This window comes from Paraburkholderia sp. (assembly GCF_035656215.1).
Classification (GTDB): domain Bacteria; phylum Pseudomonadota; class Gammaproteobacteria; order Burkholderiales; family Burkholderiaceae; genus Paraburkholderia.
The window spans coordinates 32273-50699 of the sequence record NZ_DASRSY010000207.1 but is presented as its reverse complement, the minus strand read 5'-3'; the positions used below and the strand labels follow the sequence as shown (position 1 = coordinate 50699).

General features: G+C 62.5%; 19 protein-coding genes. 11 read left to right on the top strand and 8 right to left on the bottom strand.

The genetic code is table 11. The features are described 5' to 3' along the window. Nucleotides 1-6 precede the first annotated feature (6 nt). Complete coding sequence (locus VFE81_RS11850; protein WP_325044775.1) at nucleotides 7-789, bottom strand: response regulator transcription factor; 783 nt, start codon at nucleotides 787-789, stop codon at nucleotides 7-9. A 233-nt stretch (nucleotides 790-1022) separates the two neighbouring features. On the opposite strand from VFE81_RS11850, the gene recA reads away from it, so the two are divergent. The 8 genes from recA to VFE81_RS11810 all read left to right on the top strand — a co-directional run bounded on the left by recA (nucleotide 1023) and on the right by VFE81_RS11810 (nucleotide 9708). After that, nucleotides 1023-2099, top strand: a complete 1077-nt coding sequence (gene recA, locus VFE81_RS11845) for a recombinase RecA (RefSeq protein ID WP_325044774.1) — start codon at nucleotides 1023-1025, stop codon at nucleotides 2097-2099. 28 nt (nucleotides 2100-2127) lie between these two features. Continuing rightward, nucleotides 2128-3015 (top strand): recombination regulator RecX, encoded by an 888-nt coding sequence (gene recX, locus VFE81_RS11840; protein WP_325044773.1) that lies wholly within the window; start codon nucleotides 2128-2130, stop codon nucleotides 3013-3015. A 177-nt stretch (nucleotides 3016-3192) separates the two neighbouring features. Then, a complete protein-coding gene (locus VFE81_RS11835; RefSeq protein WP_325044772.1) occupies nucleotides 3193-3933 on the top strand; it encodes a DUF2889 domain-containing protein in 741 nt (246 codons plus the stop codon). Beyond that, complete coding sequence (gene sucC, locus VFE81_RS11830; protein WP_042321142.1) at nucleotides 3930-5099, top strand: ADP-forming succinate--CoA ligase subunit beta; 1170 nt, start codon at nucleotides 3930-3932, stop codon at nucleotides 5097-5099. The genes VFE81_RS11835 and sucC overlap by 4 nt, the downstream gene beginning before the upstream one ends. Nucleotides 5100-5201: 102 nt before the next feature. Further along, complete coding sequence (gene sucD, locus VFE81_RS11825; protein ID WP_097390342.1) at nucleotides 5202-6083, top strand: succinate--CoA ligase subunit alpha; 882 nt, start codon at nucleotides 5202-5204, stop codon at nucleotides 6081-6083. Between the two features lie 144 nt (nucleotides 6084-6227). Further along, nucleotides 6228-6932 carry a TerC family protein gene (locus tag VFE81_RS11820; protein ID WP_325044771.1) on the top strand — a complete coding sequence of 235 codons (705 nt, stop codon included), beginning with the start codon at nucleotides 6228-6230 and terminating at the stop codon, nucleotides 6930-6932. 232 nt (nucleotides 6933-7164) lie between these two features. Continuing rightward, on the top strand, nucleotides 7165-7788 hold the full coding sequence (locus VFE81_RS11815) for a pilin (protein ID WP_325044770.1): 624 nt from the start codon (nucleotides 7165-7167) through the stop codon (nucleotides 7786-7788). Nucleotides 7789-7923: 135 nt separating this feature from the next. Next, a complete protein-coding gene (locus VFE81_RS11810) occupies nucleotides 7924-9708 on the top strand; it encodes a PglL family O-oligosaccharyltransferase (protein WP_325044769.1) in 1785 nt (594 codons plus the stop codon). A gap of 80 nt (nucleotides 9709-9788) precedes the next feature. Here VFE81_RS11810 and moaC read toward each other — a convergent pair whose 3' ends face one another. Next, a complete protein-coding gene (moaC, locus tag VFE81_RS11805; protein WP_046567816.1) occupies nucleotides 9789-10265 on the bottom strand; it encodes a cyclic pyranopterin monophosphate synthase MoaC in 477 nt (158 codons plus the stop codon). A gap of 134 nt (nucleotides 10266-10399) precedes the next feature. Here moaC and VFE81_RS11800 point away from each other — a divergent pair, with 134 nt between their 5' ends. Next, on the top strand, nucleotides 10400-12115 hold the full coding sequence (locus tag VFE81_RS11800; RefSeq protein ID WP_325044768.1) for a M48 family metalloprotease: 1716 nt from the start codon (nucleotides 10400-10402) through the stop codon (nucleotides 12113-12115). Between the two features lie 72 nt (nucleotides 12116-12187). On the opposite strand, the gene VFE81_RS11795 is transcribed toward VFE81_RS11800, so the two are convergent. The 6 genes from VFE81_RS11795 to VFE81_RS11770 form a co-directional block, all read right to left on the bottom strand. After that, complete coding sequence (locus VFE81_RS11795; protein ID WP_325044767.1) at nucleotides 12188-12760, bottom strand: DUF2946 family protein; 573 nt, start codon at nucleotides 12758-12760, stop codon at nucleotides 12188-12190. Beyond that, a complete protein-coding gene (locus tag VFE81_RS11790) occupies nucleotides 12753-13886 on the bottom strand; it encodes a YheT family hydrolase (RefSeq protein ID WP_325044766.1) in 1134 nt (377 codons plus the stop codon). The genes VFE81_RS11795 and VFE81_RS11790 overlap by 8 nt, the downstream gene beginning before the upstream one ends. 57 nt (nucleotides 13887-13943) lie before the next feature. Beyond that, on the bottom strand, nucleotides 13944-14390 hold the full coding sequence (locus tag VFE81_RS11785; RefSeq protein WP_325044765.1) for a nuclear transport factor 2 family protein: 447 nt from the start codon (nucleotides 14388-14390) through the stop codon (nucleotides 13944-13946). A 178-nt stretch (nucleotides 14391-14568) separates the two neighbouring features. After that, nucleotides 14569-15594, bottom strand: coding sequence for a lipopolysaccharide heptosyltransferase II (gene waaF / locus VFE81_RS11780; protein ID WP_325044764.1), 1026 nt, complete (start codon nucleotides 15592-15594; stop codon nucleotides 14569-14571). Nucleotides 15595-15857: 263 nt separating this feature from the next. Next, the gene (locus VFE81_RS11775) at nucleotides 15858-16052 is read right to left on the bottom strand and encodes a zinc-finger domain-containing protein (RefSeq protein ID WP_017772808.1); all 195 of its coding nucleotides are present in this window, start codon (nucleotides 16050-16052) and stop codon (nucleotides 15858-15860) included. A 77-nt stretch (nucleotides 16053-16129) separates the two neighbouring features. Then, the gene (locus VFE81_RS11770) at nucleotides 16130-17053 is read right to left on the bottom strand and encodes a branched-chain amino acid transaminase (RefSeq protein ID WP_011489743.1); all 924 of its coding nucleotides are present in this window, start codon (nucleotides 17051-17053) and stop codon (nucleotides 16130-16132) included. A gap of 202 nt (nucleotides 17054-17255) precedes the next feature. Between VFE81_RS11770 and VFE81_RS11765 the strand changes: the two genes are divergently transcribed. Then, nucleotides 17256-18002 (top strand): AzlC family ABC transporter permease, encoded by a 747-nt coding sequence (locus VFE81_RS11765; protein WP_325044763.1) that lies wholly within the window; start codon nucleotides 17256-17258, stop codon nucleotides 18000-18002. Next, nucleotides 17999-18322: an AzlD domain-containing protein gene (locus VFE81_RS11760; protein ID WP_169485204.1), complete on the top strand. Its 324-nt coding sequence runs from the start codon at nucleotides 17999-18001 to the stop codon at nucleotides 18320-18322. Before VFE81_RS11765 ends, VFE81_RS11760 begins: the two co-directional genes overlap by 4 nt. Nucleotides 18323-18427: the final 105 nt, after the last annotated feature.

Here is an 18427-nt window from a genome sequence, read left to right as displayed (position 1 = left end):
TGTCCTCTATTTGTAGTGATGGCTCGCCGGCATCGCGGCCGACGCAGGCGAGGAGGGCGGCTCGGGCTCGGCGGGGGCGTGTGGCGCGAGCGCGTTGGCGCCCATGTTCGGGTTCGAGGGCAGGGCGGCTTTCTCGAGGCAGTAGCCGAGGCCCCGCACGGTGATGATGCGCACGCCGCTCGGCTCGATCTTCTTGCGCAGCCGGTGCACGTAGACCTCGATCGCGTTATTGCTGACTTCCTCGCCCCATTCGCACAGATGGTCGACGAGCTGTTCCTTCGACACCAGCCGGCCGATCCGTTGCAGCAGTACTTCGAGCAAACCGAGTTCGCGCGCCGACAGGTCGATGACCTGCTCGTTGACATAGGCGATCCGGCCGACCTGATCGAACGACAGCGAACCATGCCGCACCACCGTGGGGCCGCCGCCCGCGCCGCGCCGGGTCAAGGCGCGCACGCGCGCCTCGAGTTCATTCAGCGCGAAGGGCTTGGCCATGTAATCGTCGGCGCCGAGATCGAGGCCCTTGACGCGTTCGTCGACGCTGTCCGCTGCCGTGAGAATCAGCACCGGCACGTTCGAGTTGCGGGCGCGCAGGCGGCGCAGCACCTCGAGCCCCGACATGCGCGGCAGGCCCAGATCGAGGATCAGCAGGTCGAAAGTTTGCATTGAAAGCGCGGTGTCGGCCTCGACGCCGCTCTTCACATGATCGACGGCATAGGCCGATTGGCGGAGTGATCGAACCAGACCGTCCGCGAGTATGCTGTCGTCTTCGGCAATCAGAATTCGCATGGTGCGCCAACCTGGCCTTGCCGGCACCGTGGGGTGACCTCCCGGCGCACAGCGGTCTCCGAAAATTATTGTGGGTAGTTGGGCAGCGTGACGGTAAAAATGCGCGTTCGCATGAGAATCGCGCTTGCCAAAACTACTGTTTTTTTATACAGTGTCTGGGTTTCGTGTGCTGTCCTCTAAGAACGGGCCGCACATCTGCCTCGGACGCCGTTCATCATAGCAAAGGACGATTCATGGAAGAAAGCAAGAAAGGCTCGGCTGGACTGACTGCTGAAAAGGGCAAGGCGCTCGCTGCCGCGCTCGCGCAGATCGAAAAGCAGTTCGGCAAAGGGTCGGTCATGCGGCTCGGCGCAGGTGAGGCGGTCGAAGACATCCAGGTGGTCTCAACCGGATCGCTCGGCCTCGACATCGCGCTGGGCGTCGGCGGTTTGCCGCGTGGCCGGGTGGTCGAAATTTATGGTCCGGAGTCGTCCGGTAAAACCACACTGACGTTGCAGGTCGTCGCCGAAATGCAGAAGCTCGGCGGCACGGCAGCGTTTATCGACGCGGAACACGCGCTGGATATCCAGTACGCGCGCAAGCTCGGCGTGAACGTCAACGACCTGCTGGTTTCGCAGCCGGACACTGGCGAGCAGGCGCTCGAAATTGCCGACGCACTGGTGCGCTCGGGTTCGATCGACATGATCGTGATCGACTCGGTCGCGGCACTCGTGCCGAAGGCTGAAATCGAAGGCGAAATGGGCGACTCGCTGCCGGGTCTGCAGGCGCGCCTGATGTCGCAAGCGCTGCGCAAGCTCACCGGCACGATCAAGCGCACCAACTGCCTCGTGATTTTCATCAACCAGATCCGTATGAAGATCGGTGTGATGTTCGGTAACCCGGAAACCACCACGGGTGGTAACGCGCTGAAGTTTTACGCGTCGGTGCGTCTGGACATTCGCCGGATCGGTTCGATCAAGAAGAACGATGAAGTGATCGGTAACGAAACGCGCGTGAAGGTGGTGAAAAATAAGGTTGCGCCGCCGTTCCGCGAAGCGATTTTCGACATTCTGTACGGCGAGGGCATTTCCCGTCAGGGCGAAGTCATCGACCTGGGTGTGCAAGCGAAGATCGTCGACAAGGCCGGTGCCTGGTACAGCTACAACGGCGAACGTATCGGTCAGGGCAAGGACAACGCGCGCGAATTTCTGCGTGAAAATCCGGACATCGCCCGTGAGATCGAAAACCGTATCCGTGAATCGTTGGGCGTGAATGCCATGGCGGAAGCGGTGACCGGTGCAGCCGCCGAAGTCGCAGGCGAAGAAGAGTAACCATCACGTGATACGCAAGGGCCGGCCGTTGTCCAATGCTGGATGTAGCGCGGACGGCCCGCGTGACGGTAGCGACGATTCGAGCGAATCGTCGTCATCCTCTTCGTCGACTTCCCGATCCACCCGGTCGTTTGGGCGGTCGTCGGGAAACTCATCCAGCAGTTCGTTTGGCAAATCTTCTGGAAGCTCCTTCGGGCGTTCCACTTCGCGTTCGCCGCGCTATCCGGGCGGCAATTCAGCCACCCTTCGCTCGTCCGCGTCAGATTCCGATTCCTCCGCTACAGCCGGCGACGCCGATCCCTTCGAGTCGTTCGATGCGCACGATCGCGCTGCAGGTCGCCAGCCGCAGTCCGATTCTTCTGCGCCAGCCGCAGCGGACTCGTCCGAAACCACTTACACCCGTTCGCGCCGCACACCCGGCGAGGCGAAGCCAGGGCAGGATGACGCAAAAAAATCCCAACGCCCGGCCCGTTCGCTCAAAGGACGTGCACTCGGCTATTTGTCCCGGCGTGAATACAGCCGCGCCGAACTGGCGCGCAAGCTAAAACCGTTCGTCGAAGAAACCGATTCGCTCGACACCTTGCTCGATTCGCTGGAAGCCGAAAACTGGCTGTCCGATTCGCGGTTTGCTGAAAGCCTGATTCATCGGCGTTCGTCACGGTTGGGCGCGAGCCGGATCGTCGGCGAATTGAAGCAGCATGCGGTCGACCAAACGCTGGTCGAAGAAGCCAGTGCGCAACTGCGCGAAACCGAACTGGCGCGCGCTCAAGCCGTCTGGCGAAAGAAATTCGGCCGGCTCCCCGAAACGGCGGCCGAGCGGGCAAAGCAGACGCGCTTTCTGGCCTCGCGCGGTTTCTCCGGCGCCACGATCGGAAAAATCCTCAAGGGCATCGACGAGGAATGGAGCGGCGAGTAGCTGGGTACTGCACGGGTCCCAGCGCGAAAAACTCCACGCTTCGCCGCCACGCCCTCACTTTGAGATAGCGTTTGCCGCGCTCCCCGGCCCGCCGGGCGGCCCTGCGCATTCCGAACTGTCTCAAATACCCAGTATGCTAAAATCTGGGAGTTTTCCAATCCGGCCTTTCCTTTCCGCATGCCGCTCTCCCCGCCAGTATCCCGTCAGTTGCGCCATCGTCGTGCAATCAGAGCGGAAGCCTATGAGCGAGCCGATGGCCTGTGGGATGTGGAAGCGTGTTTGACCGACGAAAAACCGCGCGATGTGGTGCTTGCGTCGGGCATCCGGCCCAATGGTCAGCCGATCCATGAACTCTGGCTTCGCATCACCATCGATCGCAAGCTCAACGTCGTCGACGCCGAAGCGTCGTCCGACTGGGTGCCCTATCCAGGGTTGTGCCAAGCCATCAATCCCGCCTACCGTGCCCTCATCGGGCTCAATCTGTTCCACAACTTCCGTCGCGATGCTGCCCGTTTGCTGGCCGGCACGGCTGGCTGCACGCATCTCACCGAGTTGTGCGCGCTTCTGCCGACCGCTGCAATCCAGGCCTTCGCCGGCGACGTGTGGAACACCAATGGAGGCGCGCCGGGCGCGAGCGGAAGTTCAGGAGACGATTCGTCTAACAGCACAGGCGAGCATTCCAACGACAAACCGCCATTCCAGTTGGGACGCTGCCACGCGCTGCGTTTCGACGGCGAGGCGGTGCAACAGTTTTATCCGCGCTGGTATGGCCGCGCTCCGTATACAGCGGATCGCGCGGCATCGTCAGGCGACGGGGCGGCCCGCCAGACAGGTGAGGAAGGCAACACGTCCGGCATGAACGACGGCAGCGGAAACGATGTTCAATCCAACTCTCAGACTGAAGGGAATCAGGCATGAAGATTCACGAGTACCAGGGTAAGGAAATCCTGCGGAAATTCGGCGTCGCGGTACCGCGCGGCAAGCCGGTCTTCTCGGTGGATGATGCGGTCAAGGCCGCGGAAGAGCTCGGCGGCCCGGTATGGGTCGTGAAGGCTCAGATCCATGCGGGTGGCCGTGGCAAGGGCGGCGGCGTGAAGGTCGCCAAGTCGCTGGAACAGGTTCGTGAATACTCGAACCAGATCCTCGGCATGCAGCTCGTCACGCACCAGACCGGTCCGGAAGGCCAGAAGGTGAATCGTCTGCTGATCGAAGAAGGCGCTGACATCAAGAAGGAACTGTATGTCGGCCTGGTGATCGATCGCGTTTCGCAGAAGATCGTCGTGATGGCATCGAGCGAAGGCGGCATGGACGTCGAAGAAGTCGCGGAAAAGACGCCTGAGCTGATCCACAAGATCGCGGTCGACCCGTCGACCGGTCTGAAAGATGCTGAAGCCGACGAACTCGCCACGAAGATCGGCGTGCCCGCCGCTTCGCTGCCGCAAGCACGTTCGATCCTGCAAGGCCTGTACAAGGCGTTCTGGGAAACCGACGCATCGCTGGCCGAAATCAACCCGCTGATCCTGACCGGCGACGGCAAGGTCATCGCGTTGGACGCCAAGTTCAACTTCGATTCGAACGCCCTGTTCCGTCACCCGGAAATCGTCGCGTATCGCGATCTGGACGAAGAAGATCCGGCGGAAGTCGAAGCATCGAAGTTCGACCTCGCGTACATCTCGCTCGACGGCAACATCGGCTGCCTCGTGAACGGCGCTGGCCTCGCAATGGCAACGATGGACACCATCAAGCTGTTCGGCGGCGAACCGGCGAACTTCCTGGACGTGGGCGGTGGCGCCACGACCGAGAAGGTCACGGAAGCGTTCAAGATCATGCTGAAGAACCCGAACCTGACGGCGATTCTGGTCAACATTTTCGGCGGCATCATGCGCTGCGACGTGATCGCGGAAGGCGTGATCGCGGCGTCGAAGGCCGTGTCGTTGAAGGTGCCGCTCGTGGTCCGCATGAAGGGCACGAACGAAGACCTGGGCAAGAAGATGCTCGCTGAATCCGGCCTGCCGATCATTGCGGCAGACAGCATGGAAGAAGCGGCTCAGAAGGTCGTCGCGGCCGCTTCGGGCAAGGCGTAAGCCTGCCGGGCGCATACCAGGATTACGAATGGCGGCGCGTGAGCGACGCGGGTGGAGAACATCCCGCCTTGCTCGCGGCGCCAGACGAACAGAGGTCAATACATGTCGATTCTGATTAACAAAGACACCAAGGTCATCACGCAGGGCATCACCGGCAAGACCGGTCAGTTCCATACGCGTGCTTGCCGTGAATACGCCAACGGCCGCGAAGCGTTCGTTGCGGGCGTGAACCCGAAGAAAGCCGGCGAAGATTTCGAAGGCATTCCTATCTACGCAAGCGTCGCTGAAGCCAAGGCTGAAACGGGCGCGACGGTGTCGGTGATTTACGTTCCGCCGGCAGGCGCTGCTGCTGCGATCTGGGAAGCAGTCGAAGCCGATCTGGATCTCGCCATCTGTATCACGGAAGGCATTCCTGTCCGTGACATGATCGAGCTCAAGGCACGTATGCGCGCTGAAAACCGCAAGACGCTGCTGCTCGGACCGAACTGCCCGGGCACGATCACGCCGGACGAACTGAAGATCGGCATCATGCCGGGTCACATCCACCGCAAGGGCCGCATCGGCGTCGTGTCGCGTTCGGGCACGCTGACGTATGAAGCAGTCGGCCAGTTGACGGCGATCGGCCTCGGCCAATCGTCGGCAGTCGGTATCGGCGGCGACCCGATCAACGGTCTGAAGCACATCGACGTGATGAAGATGTTCAACGACGATCCGGAAACGGACGCCGTCATCATGATCGGCGAGATCGGCGGTCCGGACGAAGCGAACGCTGCTGAGTGGATCAAGGACAACATGAAGAAGCCGGTGGTTGGCTTTATCGCCGGCGTCACGGCGCCTCCGGGCAAGCGCATGGGCCACGCCGGCGCGCTGATCTCGGGCGGTGCGGACACGGCTGAAGCCAAGCTGGAAATCATGGAAGCCTGCGGCATCACGGTCACGAAGAACCCGTCGGAAATGGCGCGTCTTCTGAAGGCGATGCTGTAAAAACGAAATTCGCGCGCAGTCACGGCGCGTTTTTGATACGCTTACGAAACCCTTTCGTGAGCAGGCAGTTAAAAAAGCGGGGGAGTGTAGACTCCCCCGCTTTTTTATTGCCCGCGCGTCCGATTCCTTCTTATTCTTTCACTCATGCTCGAGTTCTTCGCCACGCTCCACTGGGGCGCCGTCATTCAGATCATCGTCATCGACATTCTGCTGGGTGGTGACAATGCTGTCGTGATCGCGCTTGCTTGCCGCAACCTGCCGCCTGCGCAGCGTACGAAGGGCGTGCTGTGGGGTACGGCCGGCGCCATCGTGCTGCGCGTGGCGCTGATTGCGTTCGCCGTGGCGTTGCTCGACGTGCCGTTGCTGAAATTCGCCGGCGGCCTGTTGCTGCTGTGGATAGGCGTGCGTTTGATGGCGCCCGCGCACGACGTCCACGAGAACATCAAGCCGGCCGACAAGCTCATGTCGGCGATCAAGACCATCATCATCGCGGACGCGGTGATGAGCCTCGACAACGTAATCGCGATTGCCGGCGCTGCCGAGGCGGCCGATCCGGCGCACCGTCTCGCACTGGTGATTTTCGGGCTGGTGGTGAGCATTCCGCTGATTGTGTGGGGCAGCCAGTTGGTGCTGAAGCTGCTCGACCGCTTCCCAATCGTCATTACGCTCGGCGCGGCGCTGCTTGGCTGGATCGCGGGTGGCCTGATTATCAACGACCCGGCTGGCGACCGTTGGCCGATCCTGGATTCGCCCGTCGCCGAGTACGGCATGAGCATTGCCGGTGCGCTGTTCGTCGTGATCCTCGGTTATCTGCTCAAGCGGCGCAACGCGAATCGCGCGGCGGTTTGACGCTGAGTCTGAGTCGAGCGTCGCAGCACAGGCCGCGCGGCGGGCTGAGGCTGAACCTGAAGGACGAACGGACCAGCGCGATGCGAAACGCAAGCCGATCTGATCTGAACGCCGCCGCGCCAGTACAACGTTAGCCATTCGGCTGACTGTGTGGAACGAGCACCGCTGGCTACGATTGAAACGCCTGTCCCCGATTCGAGGGGCAGGCGTTTTTCGTTTCAGGAGCCTGCCGATGATCGTTATTTTGCCGTACTCCCCTTATTCACACGCCACGCTTTCCCCACGGAATGCGTGCGAACGGGCGCGCTGGACCGCGCCCTTCGCACGCGTCTGCCGCCGTTTCGGTTTCGGCTTTACGTTGATCGAACTGATGATCGTGCTGGCGATTGTCGGCGTAATCGCGGCCTATGCGATTCCGGCGTATCAGGACTATCTGGCCCGCAGTCGCGTGGGCGAGGGCCTCTCGTTGGCCGCATCCGCACGGCTCGCGGTGTCTGAAAACGCCGCCAGCGGCAATGCATTCGGCGGGGGTTATGCGTCGCCGCCCGGCACCCGCAACGTCGAATCCGTTCACGTCGACGACGACACCGGCCAGATTACTGTCGCTTTCACGACGCGCGTCGCGCCTGCCGGGTCGAACACGCTGACCCTGGTGCCCTCGGTGCCGGACAATGCCGACGCGCCAACCGCGCGGATCGCCTTGAGCAAGGGTGCCGTGCAGGCAGGCGCAGTCACCTGGGAGTGTTTCGCCGGTGGAAAAACGGCCTCCTCGTTACCTGCACCGGGCGCGGGGCCCGCACCTGCTGATGCGCCGTCCTTGCCGTCGAACCTTGCACCACCGGAGTGCCGTTCGTAAGCGATGGGGTGAAAGATCGGTGAGTTGTTATCCGAACGTAAAAGGCTGATTTTCGGGATATTTCAGCCCGGCCGGCGCACAGCAGGAGGATTTTTTTGTATAGTGCGCCGGTTGCTGACGCCCACCGGTTACTCGATGCCCACCCCATTTGCGCGCTACCTGTCTCTGATTCTGTTGGCTCTCGCGTTGGTGCTGCCTTATGCAGTCGTCAACCATACGTATCCGATACCGACCTTCTACGCTGAATTCACGGCGCTCGCGCTGTATCTGCTGATGGGCGCGGGTGTCGTGCTGCTGGTGTGGACCGCCAGGCCGCGCGTGACGTTTGCGTCGCCGGTTGTCGCGCTGGTGCCGTTGCTGTTCGGGCTGGTGCTGGTCGCGCAATCGGTGTTGCTGCCGGTCTCGCAGCCGTCGATGAACTGGCTCGGCGGCGGTTACCTGCTCGCCGCATTCATGGCGACGCACGCCGGCTACGGCTTCACACGCGCCAAGCTGAGCGAAACAGCACTGCGCTGGGCGGCCGGGGCGTTGATCGTCGGCGGCCTGTTTGCAGTGTTCTGCCAGGTGATTCAGTTGTTTCACCTTGAGACGCGCGTGTCGCCGTTCGTCGTCGCGTATAACGTGACCGTCGAGCGCCGGCCGTTCGGCAATATGGCGCAAGCGAACCACCTCGCCACCTATATCGCGTTCGCGATGGCGGGTGCGCTGTTCCTCGTGCAGACACGCCGCCTTGCCGTCAGCATCTGGCTGCTCGTGTCGACGATTTTCGCAATTGGGCTCGCGCTGACCGTGTCGCGCGGTCCGTGGTTGCAGATGGGCGTGATTGTGGTGGCGGGTTTCTGGATGGCGTTCGCGCAGACGCGTAGTGAGCCGCTTCTCCGCCGCAGCAATCGCGAATGGCTGATCCCGATCGCGGTGGCGGTGCTGTTCTTCGTGGTCAACGCGTTGATCCGCTGGGCCAACGTGCACTACCACCTGGAGCTCGGTCAGTCCGCGGCTGAGCGTTTCAAGGACGCCGGCCAGATCGCGCCACGCCTTGCACTGTGGAAATACGGTTGGACGATGTTCAAGGCGCATCCGCTGCTGGGTGTCGGCTGGGGCGAGTTTCCGAGCTATCAGTTCGAGTATGCGAAGTCGCTCGGCGGCGTCGAGATTGCCAATAACTCGCACGACATCTTCATCGACCTGCTCGCGAAGACGGGCTTGATCGGCCTCGCGATCGTGCTGTTCGGCCTGATCACGTGGCTGATGCGGGTGGTCCGCGCGCCGCAGAGCGCCGCACGCGTGTTCGGCGTCGCGCTGATCGGCGTGCTGGTCATGCATGCGCTGGTCGAGTATCCGCAGCAGTACATGTTCTTCCTGCTGCCGGCGATGTTTGTGTTCGGCTTGCTCGAGACACGGCCGCTGCGCCTAGTGCCTGGCCGCCTGTCGTTCGGCGCGTTTGCTGTGATTGTGTTCGGTGGCGTGGCCGCGCTGTATCCGGTGTATCGCGACTACGCGCGCGCCGAGGTGCTGTACTACGGCTCGCGTCCTGCGGAGCAGTATCGCGCGGCCCCGTCGTTCCTGTTTCAGGCGTGGGGCGAGTATGGTCTCGCGACGCTGCTGCCGATGAATTCGATGGACCTGCAACACAAGCTCGCCATGCACAAGCAGGCGATTGCGCTGCTGCCGGGCGAAACCGTGCTGCGCCGGTATGCGGTACTGCAGGCACTGAGCGGCGACACGGCGGGGGCGTTCGACACCGTCGAGCGCCTGAAGATCTTTGCTCGGGAGTTGAAGGATTGGCCGTCGCAGTTGGCCTACGTGTATGAACTGTGCGACGAGCAGAAGACGCTGACCGGTTTCAAGGCGGAACTGGTCAAGCGCTATGGCATGCCGGCGGGCGACGTCAATCAGGACGACGACAGCGACGAGGATTAAGCCGCGCTGTCGTTTTGAGCCTTATTCTTTGCTGCGGCTGTAGCTGTAGAGGTGGAGCGGGGCGACGACGTCAGCCATCATCAACCCGCCACCCAATCCCCCGACTTCCCGCCGTGCTTCTCCAGCACCTTCACATCGGTGATCGTCATGCCACGATCCACCGCCTTGCACATGTCGTACACCGTCAGCAGGCCAACCTGAACGGCGGTGAGCGCTTCCATCTCCACGCCCGTGCGTCCCAGCGTCTCCACTTGCACCGTGCAATGTACGCCGGGCAGCTTTTCATCGAGATCGAAGTCCACTTTCACGCGCGTCAGCGCGAGCGGGTGACATAGCGGGATCAGATCGGCGGTGCGCTTCGAACCTTGAATCGCGGCGATGCGCGCGATCCCGATGACGTCACCCTTCTTGGCGTTGCCGTCGCGGATCAGTGCGAACGTCTCCGGCAGCATGCGAATCGAGCCGCGCGCGACAGCGATGCGTTTGGTTTCCTGTTTGCCGCCGACGTCCACCATATGCGCCTGGCCGGCAGCGTCGAAATGAGTGAGTTCAGGCATGGTTGGGCTCCTTCAGAGGGCGCCTATCATAGCAGTGTGGTGGGGCGGGTCAGGGTGATTACAATTACCCTATGCCCGCTATCTTAGTCCGAGCGGCGGGCGTCGCTTTTCGACTTCGTCATACCGACCTCGCGATGCGTTCGAAACGGTTTCTTGCTGCGTTCTTGTCTGTCGCGCTTGCGGCTCCGCCGGGCGTGTTCGCGCAATCGCGCGCCGCTTCGAGCACGAGCCTCGCGCTCAACATGCAGTCCGCGGAACCGCCGTTGGAAAGCGGCCCGGTCGAAACCTTTGCCGATCCCATCGTGCCGCCCGACATTGCCCAAGGCGTCTTCGGCGTTTATGGTGGCGCGCAGAGCCGCTTCTCCGGTAACTCGGGCGCAACCACCAACTGGCGCACTCCAATCGTCACGCAGCAACTGCCCGACCTTGGCAACGGTGGCTCCGGCTCGTTGACGCCGCAAGCCGAGCGCAAGCTCGGCGAACGCGTGATGCGCGAATTGCGTCGCGACCCCGACTATCTCGACGACTGGCTCGTGCGCGACTACCTGAACTCGGTCGCCGCGAAACTCTCCGCGGCGGCGAATGGGCTATATCTCGGCGGCTATCGTCCGGACTTCGAGTTGTTCGCTGTCCGCGACTCGCAGATCAACGCCTTCTCGTTGCCGGGCGGCTTTATCGGCGTGAACACCGGTTTGATCGTGACGACGCAAACCGAGTCCGAACTTGCCTCGGTGCTCGGCCACGAGATGGGGCACGTCTTGCAGCGGCACATTTCGCGGATGATCACCACCGGCGAGCGCAGCTCCTACGCCGCGCTGGCCGGCCTGTTGTTCGGCATTCTGGCGGGCGTGCTCGCGCACAGCGGCGACCTCGGCAGCGCGATTGCGATCGGTGGCCAGGCCTATGCGGTCGACAATCAGTTGCGTTTCTCGCGCTCCGCCGAGCATGAAGCGGACCGCGTCGGCTTTCTGCTGCTGGCCGGCGCCGGCTACGACCCTTATGCGATGACGACGTTTTTCGGCCGCCTCGATCGTGCCGCCATGAGCGATACGGGCATACCGGCCTACGCGCGCACGCATCCGCTGACTGGCGAACGGATCGCCGACATGGAAGACCGTGCGCGCCGCGCGCCTTACCGGCAGCCGCATCAGACGTCCGAATATGGTTTTGTGCGAGCGCGGGCGCGTTTGCTGCAAGACCGCTCGCGCAGTGAATACGCGGATGAGATTTCGCGCCAGCGCTCTGAAATCGAGGACGGTACTGCGCTGAACGTCGCCGCGAACTGGTACGGGATTGCGTATGGGCAGATGCTGCTCGAGCGTTACGACGATGCGGTGGCGTCGCTGGCTTCGTCGCGCGCGGCGTTTGCAGCGGGCGAACGCAGTGAAGGTGAGCCCATGCGCAGTTCGCCGAGCCTCGACGTGCTGGCGGCCGACATCGCGCGCCGCGCCGGGCGTGATGACGAGGCGGCGCGTCTTGCCGAGTTTGCGCAGAAGCGCTGGCCGCAGTCGAACGCCGCGATCGACATGCACATCCAGACGTTGCTGACCTTGAAGCGATTTGTCGACGCGCAGGCTCTGGCGCTGAAGGAAACGCGTGCACAACCCGATCAGCCCGCCTGGTGGATGTATCTCGCGCAGGCAAGCGCTGGCAGCGGAGATGCGTTGACGCAGCATCGGGCGCTAGCCGAAAAATTCGCCCTCGATGGGGCTTGGCCGTCGGCCATCCGGCAACTGAAGGAAGCACGGGATCTGAAGGCGATCGGTTACTACGATCTCGCTACCGTCGACGCCCGCTTACATGAAATGGAGAGCCGCTATAAAGAGGAGCGGCTTGACGAGAAGAGCTAGTGGTTGCGGGCCTTCACGATCTGACCAGAACGTGGGCCACGCAAAAACCCCGGGCGCTAAACAGGCAAAAGACTAGGCATTCGCCGCCGGACTATCGACAAACCCGAACCGCGCGGCAACCTCATTTCGCTGTACACCCTGCAAGGGCAGCACAACCCCATCGTTCCAGCGAAACGCCCCGCTCAGCGAGTCATCGCCCAACGCTGCGTGATCAGAAAAGACCTCGAGATCATGATCGTGCAAAACCGCGACTCTCGGTGGCGCCGAGTCATCGACAAACAGAATCCCGCCTTCATCGTCGACAAACACAGATGAAGGCTCGAAAGCCCCGCCGGCCTGGTCAGTCAAGGAAAGCACCCCAGCGGCATCGGCGGACAACCTCACCACCCACGGCGTATAACCCAACTCGATATACACCCGCTGCGGCCCATTCTGGAAAAACCACTGACCGTGTTCATCGGCGTCGTAATTCCGATTGATAAATCCGAGCAACGCCTCATGCCGAATAGGCGTACCTGGCTCACCGCTAGCCTGAGCGGCTTCATCGCGCATGCGCCAGTTGCCGCGCCGGTCCAGCATCAACCATCCAGTGCAACTCGGCACATTCGGCCATTTGGCCAAAGCCTGCTTGACGATGTCATCCATGATCGATGTACCGCTCCAGATAACCGAGCACGCGTCGCGACAACCAGTCGATGCGGCCCGGGAAAGGCCCGGTCATAAAGCCGACGTGGCCGCCGTGCCTGGGTTGATCGAGTTCTACCGACGCCGATACCTCATGCCGCGCCGGTAATGCCTCGGCCGGCAAGAACGGATCGTTGCGCGCGTTCAGCACCAGTGTCGGCACGGCAATCCCGGGCAGTAACGGCCGCGTGGTCGCGCTGCTCCAGTAATCGTCGGTATCGCGAAAGCCGTGCAGCGGCGCCGTCACCACGTTGTCGAAGTCGTACATTGTGCGGCTCGCCAGCATTGCGTCCCGGTCGAACAGCCCCGGAAACTGCACCAGTTTCTGCTCGGCTTTTTGCTTCAGCGTCTTCAGAAAACTGCGCGTGTAGACCATGCCGAAACCCTGCGACAACGCACGGCCGCCGGCATGCACGTCGATCGGCGTCGAAATCGCCGCGGCAGCCGAGATGACGGGCGACGCATCTTCGCGCCGCTCACCAAGCCAGCGCAGCAATACATTGCCACCGAGCGATACGCCCGCCGCCACGATCGGCCCGCGATGCGTGGCGCGCAAGCGCCGCAGGATCCAGTCGACTTCGTTGCTATCGGCGAGATGGTAGAAACGCGGCAAGAGATTCAGCGTTCCGCTGCAACTGCGAAAGTGCGGCACGACGCCGTGCCAGCCGTATTCGCGCGCGGCCGCCATCAACGTGGCGGCATAGTGCGAAGTGGAACCGCCTTCGAGGCCGTGAAACAAGACGAACAGCGGAGCATCGTCTTCAGGAGCTTGAGGCGGGGAGGCGAGCACGGAGGCAGTCGTGCTGTCATGCACGACCCAATCGAGATCGATGAAATCGCCATCAGGCGTATCCCAGCGTTCGCGCCGGAACGTAATGGCCGGACGGCGCGCAAACAGCGACGGGACAATGGTCTGCGCATGCCGGTTCGGCAGCCAGAGCGGCGCGCGGTAGAGCAGATCGACGGTCGCCTCGACAGCGGCCGCGGCGCGTGCTGCGCCGGTAGAAGCGGATTTATCGTGCGTCGTCTTCCAATCCCCTGGAGGGACTTCCTTTGGGGCGAGCGACTTCCTGCGAGGCGTACTCATACCAGCGTCGAAGCAAAAAGGTAAAACCTGTGAAACAGAGGAGACGCCTATCAGGCGTCAGTGCAGCGACCCCTGACCATGCCGCATCTTTGTAGCGAACTGACTGGCGGCCTCATTCGGCATCGGACTCGCGTGGATATGCGCAATCCGCCATTCGCCGCGCTCGTGGACCATGACGTAAGTGGTGAACACCATCGCGGGGGTCGCCTTGGGATCGGCCGGCCGGTGTGCTTCGGCAATGGCGTAGACGACGGTGCCGAGGCTGTCGTAGACACGAATGTCGAGCGGTTCGATTGAAACGGGCGCGGTTTCGAGCTGAATTTGCAAGCCGGCGCGAATGTTGTCGAGGCCGTGCAGATGCGAGCCGTCGGCACAGATGCAGCTAACGAACTCCTCATCGATCCACAGGCCCATCAAGCTGTCGATATTCACCTCGGCGATGGCCTGGTAATAGGCATTCAGCGTGTCGGCGGCGGCTTCGAAGATATGGGCAAAACGTGGCATGGCTCGTCAGTCTCTTGTGCGCGGCGCGCGGTTGCGGGGCAGCGGTCAGCGGGACAGTCCGGAGCACCGGACAATCGCACCTAAGCGCGAGAATGCCCGCGCCGCGAGGCGCGAACATGACGCGACGCGCTCAGGGGCGTGCGGTGTTGCGTGCAAGTATCAGTCGAATCAACCGGGTTCAACGTTGCGCAAGCAACATGCCGCGCAAATCGCCGAATACCTGCTCGGCGCTCAACTGCTTCAGACAGTTCAGATGCCCGAGCGGACACTCGCGCTGAAAACAGGGGCTGCATTCAAGATGAAGCCATTGTACCTTCGCAAGCTCGGACAGGGGCGGCGTGTGGCGCGGATCGGTCGACCCGTACACTGCCACCAGCGGCCGGCGCAGCGCGGCGGCCACGTGCATCAGGCCGGAATCGTTGGTGACGACTGCATTGGCCCGCGAGATCAGCGCACAAGCCTCGCCAAGCGCGGTCTGGCCGCACAGATTACGCACGTTCGGCGCCTTCTCGGCGATGGCCTGGGCAAGGGGCGCATCTTTCGGCGAGCCGAGCGCGATGATCTGCGTATACGGGAACGACTGGCCGACCATCTGCGCGAGCGCCGCGAAATGCTCGGGTGGCCAGCGCTTGGCGGGACCGTATTCGGCGCCCGGGCAGAACACCAGCAGGGGCACGCGCGTATCCAGATTGAAGCGCGCGGAGGCTCGCGAGGCTTCGTTCAGGTCCGCGTCGAGCCGAGGCATCGGCAGGTCGTCGGGGATCTTGACGCCTGGCGCGTAGGCGAGGGCGGCGTACTGGCCGACCATTGGCGGGCGCTCGTCCTTGCGCGGATTCGCGTGGCGCACGTTCAGCAAGCCGTAGCGGCTTTCACCGGTGTAGCCGATGCGCAGCGGAATGCCCGCCATCCACGGGATCAGCGCCGATTTGAGCGAGTTCGGCAGGACATAGGCCGCGTCGTAGCCGACATCGCGCAAGTCGCTCGCCAGTTGCCAGCGGCGCAGCATCTGCAGCTTGCCGTGCGCGAGGTCGGTTGCGTAGACGTCGCGAATCTCGGGCATGCGTTCGAGCACGGGCGCGACCCACGAGGGCGCGACCGCGTCGATCACGATGCGCGGATGCAATTTCACGAGGCGCGCAAACAGCGGCTGCGCCATCAATGCGTCACCGATCCAGTTCGGTGCGATAACCAACGCGCGACGCATCAGAGTGGGTGTCCGGTGTCAAAACGAAGCGCCGCGCGAGCTATGCGCGTGGCGTTCGATTGTGTAAAAGGGGAAAAGCCGCGTGCCTTGCGGCGCAGATCCGGCATGGCCGGCGCCGCGGCGGTTGCAGTTGCGGCTTTGCTGCGAAACGCTGGCCTCGCCGCCCTCTGCTGCAAAAGCACGACCGGTCCGTCACATGACGAACCAGGCAGCAGGCGCGTCGGCAAAGAGCGCCACAAGCGATCAGTGCGCAGTGTTCAAGGTTAGTGACCCTTGACCACTTCGCCGTCGCGCAGCTTGTAGCGCGTGCCGCAATATGGGCAGCGCGCTTCGCCGTGCGTCACGTCGATAAAGACACGTGGGTGTGTGCTCCAACGCGGCATCGACGGATTCGGGCAATACGCCGGCAGATCTTTTGCCGACAGTTCGACCAGCGGCATTTCCTTGATTTCGCTCATGGGGACTTTCTCGTTGTATGTAGAGTGCGTGCGTTGCGCCGCCGGAAGGCCGAGGGCCCGGGGCGGCGCAGCGCGCGTTAGATCCTGGTAAGCCAGTGCGCGTACTTGTCGCTCTTGCCGTTCACGATATCGAAGAAGCCCGATTGCAGCTTCTCGGTGATCGGGCCGCGTGCGCCCGAGCCAATCGTGCGGTTGTCGAGTTCGCGGATCGGCGTGACTTCCGCGGCGGTACCGGTGAAGAACGCTTCGTCGCAGGTGTAGACCTCGTCACGCGTGATGCGCTTTTCGATCACCTGGATGCCCGCGTCGCGCGCCAGCGTAATGACCGTGTCGCGCGTGATGCCGTCGAGGCACGACGCCAGGTCCGGCGTGTACAGCTTGCCGTTGTTCACGAGGAAGAAATTTTCACCCGAGCCTTCCGACACGTAGCCGTCCACGTCCAGCAGCAGCGCTTCGTCGTAACCGTCGGCAATCGCTTCCTGGTTGGCGAGGATCGAGTTCACATACCAGCCCGACGCCTTGGCGCGGACCATCGACACGTTCACGTGATGGCGCGTGAACGACGAAGTCTTCACGCGGATGCCCTTGGCAATACCGTCTTCACCGAGGTAAGCGCCCCACGGCCAGGCGGCGATTGCCACGTGGATCGTGTTGCCCTTGGCCGACACGCCGAGCTTTTCCGAACCGACCCAGATGATCGGGCGCAGGTAGCAGGACTCCAGCTTGTTTTCGCGGACCACTTCGCACTGCGCGGCTGCCAGCGTTTCGTGGTCGAACGGCACGTCCATCTGGAAGATCTTGGCCGAATTCAGCAGGCGCTTGGTGTGTTCCTGGAGGCGGAAAATCGCTGTGCCGCCGTCCGCCGTCTTGTAGGCGCGTACGCCTTCGAAAACGCCCATGCCGTAATGCAGCGTGTGGGTGAGCACGTGGATCTTGGCATCGCGCCAGTCGATGAGCTTGCCATCCATCCAGATCTTGCCGTCGCGGTCGGCCATTGACATACGATTCTCCAGCGGGTGCGGTGTAAGGTGTGGGAGCGTTATTTTAGCGTCTTTTGCACACGAAACGGGCATTTGGCCGCCCAGCGGGCGCTATAATTCCGCGCACGCATAATTCATATCCGGATGCGCCAGCGGGTGCTTGACGACCTGGCGCCGACCTCCCTTCGTTGCGGCGCCCCTTGGTGCCAACGCGTTTCGCCTCATGCTCGCTCGCCTGTCAGATACCGATCGCCGTGCCTTTCGTCAGGGCGCGCGCGACTATTCGCCCACGCTGATGGCGATTTTCTCCTGGGGTCTTGTCACCGGTATTGCAATGAGCAAGTCCGTGCTCACGCTGCCGCAGGCGCTCACCATGTCGCTGCTGTGCTACGCCGGATCGTCGCAATTGGCCGTGCTGCCGCTACTCGCTGCCAAGTTGCCGATCTGGACCGTGTTGCTCACCGCCGCGATGGTCAATACGCGTTTCGTGATCTTCAGCGCCGGCCTCGCGCCGCATTTCTCCTATCTGCCCATGTGGCGACGCATCGTGCTCGGCTACTTCAACGGCGACGTGATCTATCTGCTGTTCCAGAAAAAGAGTTTCCAGACCGGTTACGTGCTGGGCAAAGAGGCGTACTTCTGGGGCATGGCGATATGCAGTTGGCTGTCGTGGCAGGTGTCGTCGATCGTCGGCATTCTGCTGGCGAGCCTGATTCCGGACAACTGGGGTCTTGCGCTCGCGGGCACGCTGGCGCTGCTTCCCATCATGGTGTCGGCGATCGCCACGCGTTCCACGCTGGTCGCCGTCAGCATCGCCGGTGTGGTGTCGCTGCTCGCTTTCGATTTGCCGTACCGGCTCGCGCTGCCGCTCGCAGTAATCGCGGCGATTGTCGCCGGCAGCGCGGCCGATCTGATGGTCGAGCGCGCCGACTTGCGCCGCATCCGTAATAGCGCCGGAGATTCCCGATGACATCCACGCAGATCTGGTTGGCCATTATTGGCATGACCTTCGTCACCGCGGTGACACGCGCCATGTTTCTGATCGGCGGCGAGCGCACGGTTTTGCCGGCGCGCGTGCAGCGGATGCTGCGCTATGCGCCGGCTGCGGCGCTTGCCGCCGTCGTGCTGCCCGATGTACTGGCGACGCCGGACGGGCTCTCATTCGCACCGTCGAACCACGAGTTTTACGCAACACTATCCGGTCTTGCGTGGTTTTTGTGGCGGCGCACCATGCTCGGCACGATTGTGGTGGGAATGGTCGTGTTCACGCTCTTACGCCTCTTCATGTAATTGATTGAGTCGAAAATGCTGCGATGCGACATGCGCGGCGCATCCTCCAAATACGGGACATTCGCCTGGCTGCGGGTCAGAAGGCCGTGTGGATAAGTTAAAATG

Excerpts from the sequence above, each read along its gene's own strand:
- waaF (WP_325044764.1), bottom strand. The coding sequence starts at position 15,594 with ATGCGTCGCGCGTTGGTTATCGCACCGAACTGGATCGGTGACGCATTG.
- VFE81_RS11815 (WP_325044770.1), top strand. The coding sequence starts at position 7,165 with ATGATCGTTATTTTGCCGTACTCCCCTTATTCACACGCCACGCTTTCC.
- VFE81_RS11760 (WP_169485204.1), top strand. The coding sequence starts at position 17,999 with ATGACATCCACGCAGATCTGGTTGGCCATTATTGGCATGACCTTCGTC.
- VFE81_RS11850 (WP_325044775.1), bottom strand. The coding sequence starts at position 789 with ATGCGAATTCTGATTGCCGAAGACGACAGCATACTCGCGGACGGTCTG.
- VFE81_RS11795 (WP_325044767.1), bottom strand. The coding sequence starts at position 12,760 with ATGGATGACATCGTCAAGCAGGCTTTGGCCAAATGGCCGAATGTGCCG.
- VFE81_RS11775 (WP_017772808.1), bottom strand. The coding sequence starts at position 16,052 with ATGAGCGAAATCAAGGAAATGCCGCTGGTCGAACTGTCGGCAAAAGAT.
- VFE81_RS11820 (WP_325044771.1), top strand. The coding sequence starts at position 6,228 with ATGCTCGAGTTCTTCGCCACGCTCCACTGGGGCGCCGTCATTCAGATC.
- recA (WP_325044774.1), top strand. The coding sequence starts at position 1,023 with ATGGAAGAAAGCAAGAAAGGCTCGGCTGGACTGACTGCTGAAAAGGGC.
- VFE81_RS11770 (WP_011489743.1), bottom strand. The coding sequence starts at position 17,053 with ATGTCAATGGCCGACCGCGACGGCAAGATCTGGATGGATGGCAAGCTC.
- moaC (WP_046567816.1), bottom strand. The coding sequence starts at position 10,265 with ATGCCTGAACTCACTCATTTCGACGCTGCCGGCCAGGCGCATATGGTG.
- sucD (WP_097390342.1), top strand. The coding sequence starts at position 5,202 with ATGTCGATTCTGATTAACAAAGACACCAAGGTCATCACGCAGGGCATC.
- VFE81_RS11765 (WP_325044763.1), top strand. The coding sequence starts at position 17,256 with ATGCTCGCTCGCCTGTCAGATACCGATCGCCGTGCCTTTCGTCAGGGC.
- VFE81_RS11800 (WP_325044768.1), top strand. The coding sequence starts at position 10,400 with ATGCGTTCGAAACGGTTTCTTGCTGCGTTCTTGTCTGTCGCGCTTGCG.
- VFE81_RS11835 (WP_325044772.1), top strand. The coding sequence starts at position 3,193 with ATGCCGCTCTCCCCGCCAGTATCCCGTCAGTTGCGCCATCGTCGTGCA.
- VFE81_RS11785 (WP_325044765.1), bottom strand. The coding sequence starts at position 14,390 with ATGCCACGTTTTGCCCATATCTTCGAAGCCGCCGCCGACACGCTGAAT.
- sucC (WP_042321142.1), top strand. The coding sequence starts at position 3,930 with ATGAAGATTCACGAGTACCAGGGTAAGGAAATCCTGCGGAAATTCGGC.
- VFE81_RS11810 (WP_325044769.1), top strand. The coding sequence starts at position 7,924 with ATGCCCACCCCATTTGCGCGCTACCTGTCTCTGATTCTGTTGGCTCTC.
- VFE81_RS11790 (WP_325044766.1), bottom strand. The coding sequence starts at position 13,886 with ATGAGTACGCCTCGCAGGAAGTCGCTCGCCCCAAAGGAAGTCCCTCCA.